This is a genomic window from Syntrophorhabdaceae bacterium (genome assembly GCA_028698615.1).
GTDB lineage: Bacteria > Desulfobacterota > Syntrophorhabdia > Syntrophorhabdales > Syntrophorhabdaceae > Delta-02.
In genome coordinates this window covers 1-6,550 of record JAQVWF010000077.1, presented here as the reverse complement: position 1 = coordinate 6,550, position 6,550 = coordinate 1, and the positions used below count along the sequence as shown (strand labels likewise).

Below are 6,550 nucleotides of genomic sequence, written 5' to 3'. Positions count from 1 at the left end.
GTCAAAATCTTTGCCGAGGTTGTGAGATTCAAATTTCTTCAGCGTTTCGCACACTTTACTGCTTGAAGAGTCAGAAGTGATCTGGATAGAGATTCTGCTAGTTTTGCATCCCAGATCGATGGCCGGGAAATTCATTTGGATACGATTTTGGTTGCACAGATCGGGGCAATCGAAAGCTATCTTGAAGACGGGGATAAGGAAGTCCTCCGTAATGGTGTTAATGTCAAATAATCCCATGGCGTTCGCGACTTTCACCTCGTGCGCAAAACGCCCTAAAAGAGTACTTGATCGTTGTAGAAGTTCTTGACGTGTCATATTTTGATCAATACACTGGGTTCTTAGTTTTCATTCGTAGCATCCAAGAGCATTTTATTGGCAGATTCCACTTCAAAGTGCACCACCAGCCCGGAGAGCATGGAAATAAACCTCATGGGGCGTCTGGTAGTTGAGGCACTTCCTCGGTCTATTATTGATCTTTTTGACCGCCATGGCAATCTCTTTGTCCGATATGCTTCTGAAATCGGTTCCTTTGGGAAAGTACTGCCGCAGCAGACCGTTCGTGTTCTCGTTGGTCCCCCGTTGCCAGGCAGAATAAGGATCGGCAAAATAGACCGTCAATCCGGTCTTCGCTTCAAGCTCCTTGAACCGGGAGAACTCCTTCCCGTTATCAACGGTCAGTGTGTGACGGAACGCCCTGGGTACCTTCCTGAATGACCTGATGCTCTGCTGCGTCATGGTGGCGGCCTTCTTGTCGTTAAGCCTTGCCGCTATCAGATACCGGCATCTGCGTTCCACATGGGTCGCAAGACCGCCTGACCCTTTCCCTCCCTCCATCGTATCGCCTTCCCAGTCACCGCAGCGCTTTCGCGTATCGACAACGGCATAGGGGCACCTGACCTGATGCTCTGCTGCGTCATGGTGGCGGCCTTCTTGTCGTTAAGCCTTGCCGCTATCAGATACCGGCATCTGCGTTCCACATGGGTCGCAAGACCGCCTGACCCTTTCCCTCCCTCCATCGTATCGCCTTCCCAGTCACCGCAGCGCTTTCGCGTATCGACAACGGCATAGGGGCACCAAGGGGACGTTCTTAAGAAATTAAGAAACTCAGGACCGCTCTGCACGTTTGTCAATATTTCTTATTGGTTACAACACATCCAAACAAGTCCAAGTGTGTATATTCCCCTTAGCGTGAATCCCGAAACAGCACCCCTCTCCATACTGTACCGAAAGAGCCTTTCGCGATTCGCGACTTCGAGCATGGTCGAAGACCACGCGCAGGGAGCGTATGAGCGAAATGGCGTTTCGGCACAAAGGAATGATCATTCCTTAAACGTTAGAGCGGGGCACCGGGACGTTCTTTGTGCAGAAATACCTGGCGACGGCACCATCTGAGATGATCCTGTCGTCGATCCTGAAACCTGCCCTCTCGAGGAGTCCCTCCATTATCCAGGTGAACGTGGAGTGTTCCTTGCGTATGTGGCCCATAACGGCCTCGGCCATGTCAGGACCTACCTCGGAACGGAGCTTCTCGATCCAGACGGGAATGTTCCTTTCGTAGTCCTCATCGGAGAAGACTATATCCATCAGGTACAGCCTGCCGCCGTCCTTGAGGATATCGTTCATTCTTCGAAGGGCCCTCTGTTTCCAGAAATCCGGCAGGTGGTGGAGGGTAAGGCTTGTCGAGATGGCGTCGAGAGGTTCACCCTCATGGCGGTATGTGAGGAACCCGCCTGTGCAATAAACGATGTTCGTAATCCCCTGCCGGGCCGCCTCGCGCCTCGTGTAATCCAGCATAGCCGTCGAGATGTCGATGGCAAACACCTTCGCGCACCGCCGTGCCGCCTGTATGACGAACGCTCCCGTGCCGCATCCGATATCGGCGACCACGTGGTCTTCACGAAGGCCAAACATGTCAATAACAGCCTCGTTCTCCTTCATGACGTCGCGGAACCGGCGGTGCTTTGCGTCATAGCCTTCCACCACCTCACGACTCATGAAGTCCTTGCCGATCTGTATCATATCGTCGTATTCCCACGAAGACAGCTTCACTGCGATACCCTCCATAATAGGTTGTGGATACCCGATCATTATAGCGCGATACTTAGGGCGCGGGCAATGGGATTGAGTGCAAGCCTTGGTGACACCCTGCACATCTTCACATTCTCAGGAGATTGGACCCCTCTTCATACTGTGCTGAAAGAGCCTTTCGCGACTCGCGACTTCGAGCATGGTCAAAGGCCAGAAGTCCTTGGGGTCAGGTATTGCAGTCATACATTTTAGCCGAAGGCAGTGCAAGAGCTTAAGAGAGAAGCTTGCGACCAACGGGCGTGAGATAATCTTTTTGCATTGTCCTTGAAACCTGAAACCCTTGAGCTGTCCTTCCATCAGACGCTGTCGAGAAACATTATTGTATGTATCTTGTCCTTACCCAGCTTAACCGTTTGACCGGATGACGAGAGGTTGATCGTGATAGCAGAGGGAAACACAACGCCCTTCAGAACGTCAGAAGCGAGGAGCAGCATTTCGTCCTGGGTGAATTGGGGTGGGTTTTCGAAGTGGATGTGGACGATCTCGCTTCTCTTGAATTTCATTTCCGCGTAGCTTGTCTTGATGGAGAAGTCCCTGGTGGTTACCTGCCCGGTGAGTGTTTCGCAAACCCCCCGTTTTTCGGTGCGAAACAGTTGAGGTGGTCGCGGGACACCTTTCACATTATCACGCCCTCCGTCCATTATAGATAGGAAACCGGGCGACGCTTGACACGGATATGTTGCAGGTGTATACTTCAGAGTGTATATTTGGAGGTTGCCATGAAGATAGTGTCCGCCAAGGAATTGAGGATCAAGACGTCGGCCATCCTGGAAGAGACGAGAAAAGGCAACGAGGTGATCATAACCTTGAGGGGAAAGCCGGCGGCTGTCCTGAAGCCTATCGAGAAAGAAGACCGCAGTTTCAAGCATATCGGTTTCGGTCTCTGGAAGGACAGGGAGGATATGAAAGACCCCGGCATATGGGTGAGCGAGAGGAGAAATGAAAGAAAAGGCCCGGCCGGTACTGTTTGACACTGACGTTCTCATCTGGTATTTTCGCGGTCTGGAAACAGCCGCACAACTCATGGAGAAGACTCCATATGAACAAAGATACGTTAGTTCTGTGTGCATAATGGAGCTTATCCAGGGTTGCCGGAACAAAAGGGAGCTGAAGGACATCACCGCTTTTTTCAGTGAGAACTTCTCACGTGTTGTCCATTGCGACGGTGCAATATCGGAAAAAGCCATCTCGCTGCTGAAGCTGTATACCCTGTCACACGGCCTCAGGACCGTTGACGCCATCATTGCGGCCACGGCAATGGCCAGCAAGGCTTCCTTTGCCACCTGCAATTACCGGCATTTCAGTATGATGGATGAAATGACATTGATCAAGTTCAATCCCATTTCGAAAAGACAATGAAAGAAGATTAGCGAAGCGACTCAAGCCATTCAAGTCGTCTTTCCATCTCCCTCCAGATATTTCAGGAACATCCTCAGGTTTGTGGAAAGCACGTTGCCTCCTTCTATGTGATCGGGGGATCGTGAGATAAGGACCGGAGTTGGGTTTCCGATCAAGGCGGCGGTTTTGGTCAGGCGCTGCATGTCTCCCTGTGATGGGGAAGTAGTGAGTTTGATCTCTATCGCATAGGTGTTCCCGGCAAGGGTGATGATGAGATCGATCTCGTAGCCGTCATTCGTTCTGAGGTAATAGGGGCCGTCGTATTGAATGCCTCTGTTGTTGAGAAAGGTCAGGATCTGTTCGATGACCCATCCTTCCCAGCTTGCGCCGACGTGGGGATGGGAGATGAGGTCATCGAATGAGTTGATGCGAAGAAGGCTGTGGAGAAGGCCGCTGTCACGCCAGTACACCTTCGGGCTCTTGGTCAGCCGCTTCTTCAGGTTGTCATGGTACGGGTAGACCCTTCTTATGAGGTATGCCTGTTCGAGGTAATTAAGGTAAGAAGTCGCCGTGTGGTAAGAGACGCCGAGACTCTTTCCCATCTGACTTGCGTTCCAGGGATTCCCTTGCCCGACGGCGAGCATGGCGAAAAAGCGCCGTGTGGCCGGGGGGGCCGCGGGCAGGCCCCAAAGGGGAAGATCTCGCATGGAAAGAAGATCAAGGTAGTTGTTCTGCCAGACGGGGTATCCTTTGCCATCCAGAATGCTCCCGTCGGGATATCCGCCTCTCAGCCAGAGATCGTCATCTTTCACCTTGCCAATCTCCGTTATTGAAAAGGGGGCCAGCTCACACAGGGCAATCCGCCCCGCCAATGACTCGGATACTTCCTTCATGAGACCCGGGGACACCGAGCCGAGAAGGAGAAACCTCCCCTTCTTTCCCCGGCTGGCATCTATGGCGTTGCGAATCCTTGGAAAGACCCCGGGATAGCTCTGGGCCTCATCGAGCACCACCAGCCTGTCCGATGCGATGATACCGTTCCATTGAAGATCGACCTTCAGTCTATCCGACTCGATCTCAAGGTCGAAATAATCCGCCGAATAGGTTCTGGCAAGTGTGGTTTTTCCCGACTGGCGCGGACCCAGTATTGCAACGGCAGGGAATGACCGAAGCCTGTCTTTGATGACCTTCGTCAGTTCTCGCGCTATCATATTTACATATTAGAAACTAACTTCTAATTTGTAAAGACTTATTTTCACTGCACACCAGGGGGGCGTTAAGAGATTAATGTCAGCTGTGATCGTGATATGCAGAGCACGTCGATAGCCCGGATGAACGAACCCTTTCACGTGTTCACGCGCGGCGTCACAGAGCTTGATCCAGGCGAGATCATCGACCGATAATAGTGAGTACCTCCGGCAGTTGGGGCCGATCCGAATGCCGCGGCCAGGAAAGGTTTGACGGCGCTCAAGATAGCCAGAGACAGGAACTGCAGCGATATTGTGAAGATCCTTGAAGATGGGGGAGCCAGGCAATGCGGCCCGCTCCCCTGGGGACCAGGCCGCACCTTCTCTTTCCTGGAAACCTGTAACCTGTAACCGTCTTCTATTCGTTCCCGGCCAGTCTCTCTTCCTCTTCCGTCCCTGTCATCTCGTGGGCGGATGTTATCTCCTCCGCGGAGAAGACCTTGTTTATGTCGAGGATGATGATGAACCTTTCGTCCCTCTTGCCCATGCCGGAGATGAACTCCGTCCTCAGGTGGGTGCCTATCCTCGGGGCGGGCTCTATCTGTCCCGCCTCGAGCTCGAAGACCTCCTGCACGGAGTCGACGAGCGCCCCTATTATGATGTCCTCACCGTCGTAGGAGACCTCGACGACGACGATGCATGTGTTGATCGTCCTTTCCGTTGACGACATGCCGAACTTGAGGCGCATGTCGAAGACGGGTACCACCGATCCCCGGAGGTTGATGACGCCCCGCATGTACTCGGGGCTCCGGGGGACCTTTGTGACGCTGTTGAACTCCAGTATCTCCCGCACGTTCGCAACGTCTATCGCGAAGACCTCGTCGTTGAGCTGGAAGGTCAGATACTGTCTTGTTCCGCTTATGGAAGACACGCTCATGCTCCCCTCCTTAGAATCTCTCGAACTCTTCGTCGAGTTTGTCGTTGCCCGCACCCATGTCAAGCGCCACGCCTTCGGCGCCGTTGCCGTTCCCGCCTGTCTTCTTCGCCGCCGCTATCTGACGGGGAGCGTTCTTGACGGGGGCGGGCACCGCGGCCGCCATCTTCTTTTTCGCCTGCTTGTTCTCGTTGCCCGTCCTGAAGAACCCGATGATGTCCTGGAGCTGCTCCGCCTGGGATGAGAGCTCCTCCGCGGTGGACGCCATCTCTTCCGTTGCCGACGCGTTCTCCTGGATGACCTGGTCGAGCTGCTGGATGGCCTTGTTTATCTGCTCCGCCCCGGAGTTCTGTTCATTGGAGGCGGCGCTTATCTCCTGGACGAGCTCCGCCGTCTTCTGGATGTCGGGGACTATCCTGGTGAGCATCTCCCCGGCCTTCTCCGCCACCTCGACGGAGGATGCCGAGAGCTTCGATATCTCCGCGGCCGCCGTCTGGCTCCTCTCGGCGAGCTTGCGCACCTCCGTGGCCACCACGGCGAACCCCTTGCCGTGCTCTCCCGCACGTGCGGCCTCTATTGCCGCGTTGAGCGCCAGGAGGTTCGTCTGCCGTGCTATCTCCTCGATGATGGAGATCTTCATCGCGATGTCCTTCATGGCCGACACGGTCTGCGTCACGGCCTGACCGCCCTCTCTGGCATCAGTTGCCGCCTTCAGGGCTATCTTCTCCGTCTGCTGGGCATTGTCTGCGTTCTGCTTGATGTTGGAGGACATCTCCTCCATGGAGGAGGAGACCTCTTCGGCGGATGCCGCCTGCACGGTGGCGCCCTCGGAGACCTGCTGGGAGCCGGAGCTCATCTGCTGGCTCGCGGCCGCCACGTTGCCCCCTGCGGCGCTGACGCCCTCGACGACCTCCCTGAGCTTGGCCACCATGTCCTTCATCGCCATGAGGAGTTTACCCGTCTCGTCCTCGCTCTTTATCTCGACATTGACCGCCAGGTTCCC

At 54.5% G+C, this 6,550-nt stretch carries 10 protein-coding genes; 2 read left to right on the top strand and 8 right to left on the bottom strand.

The genetic code is table 11. The features are described from left to right. The 5 genes from PHC90_13970 to PHC90_13950 all read right to left on the bottom strand — a co-directional run. Positions 1–315: SMEK domain-containing protein (locus tag PHC90_13970; GenBank protein ID MDD3847451.1), on the bottom strand; the 315-nt coding region annotated here is incomplete at its 3' end. Positions 316–387: 72 nt separating this feature from the next. Further along, on the bottom strand, positions 388–834 hold the full coding sequence (locus PHC90_13965; protein ID MDD3847450.1) for an IS30 family transposase: 447 nt from the start codon (positions 832–834) through the stop codon (positions 388–390). Next, entirely contained in the window at positions 771–1,130 is a 360-nt protein-coding gene (locus PHC90_13960; GenBank protein MDD3847449.1) for a hypothetical protein, read from the bottom strand. Before PHC90_13960 ends, PHC90_13965 begins: the two co-directional genes overlap by 64 nt. A gap of 196 nt (positions 1,131–1,326) precedes the next feature. After that, positions 1,327–2,049 carry a methyltransferase domain-containing protein gene (locus tag PHC90_13955; GenBank protein ID MDD3847448.1) on the bottom strand — a complete coding sequence of 241 codons (723 nt, stop codon included), beginning with the start codon at positions 2,047–2,049 and terminating at the stop codon, positions 1,327–1,329. Between the two features lie 335 nt (positions 2,050–2,384). Then, on the bottom strand, positions 2,385–2,708 hold the full coding sequence (locus PHC90_13950; protein MDD3847447.1) for a hypothetical protein: 324 nt from the start codon (positions 2,706–2,708) through the stop codon (positions 2,385–2,387). A 99-nt stretch (positions 2,709–2,807) separates the two neighbouring features. Here PHC90_13950 and PHC90_13945 point away from each other — a divergent pair, with 99 nt between their 5' ends. Both PHC90_13945 and PHC90_13940 read left to right on the top strand, forming a co-directional pair. Further along, a complete protein-coding gene (locus PHC90_13945) occupies positions 2,808–3,059 on the top strand; it encodes a type II toxin-antitoxin system Phd/YefM family antitoxin (protein ID MDD3847446.1) in 252 nt (83 codons plus the stop codon). Further along, positions 3,028–3,447, top strand: coding sequence for a type II toxin-antitoxin system VapC family toxin (locus PHC90_13940; GenBank protein ID MDD3847445.1), 420 nt, complete (start codon positions 3,028–3,030; stop codon positions 3,445–3,447). Before PHC90_13945 ends, PHC90_13940 begins: the two co-directional genes overlap by 32 nt. A 29-nt stretch (positions 3,448–3,476) precedes the next feature. On the opposite strand, the gene PHC90_13935 is transcribed toward PHC90_13940, so the two are convergent. From PHC90_13935 to PHC90_13925, 3 genes are all read right to left on the bottom strand, one after another. Further along, complete coding sequence (locus PHC90_13935; GenBank protein MDD3847444.1) at positions 3,477–4,637, bottom strand: ATP-binding protein; 1,161 nt, start codon at positions 4,635–4,637, stop codon at positions 3,477–3,479. Between the two features lie 394 nt (positions 4,638–5,031). Beyond that, positions 5,032–5,550 carry a chemotaxis protein CheW gene (locus PHC90_13930; GenBank protein MDD3847443.1) on the bottom strand — a complete coding sequence of 173 codons (519 nt, stop codon included), beginning with the start codon at positions 5,548–5,550 and terminating at the stop codon, positions 5,032–5,034. Between the two features lie 10 nt (positions 5,551–5,560). Beyond that, positions 5,561–6,550, bottom strand: a 990-nt coding sequence (locus PHC90_13925) for a methyl-accepting chemotaxis protein (protein ID MDD3847442.1), incomplete at its 5' end; no start/stop codon positions are given.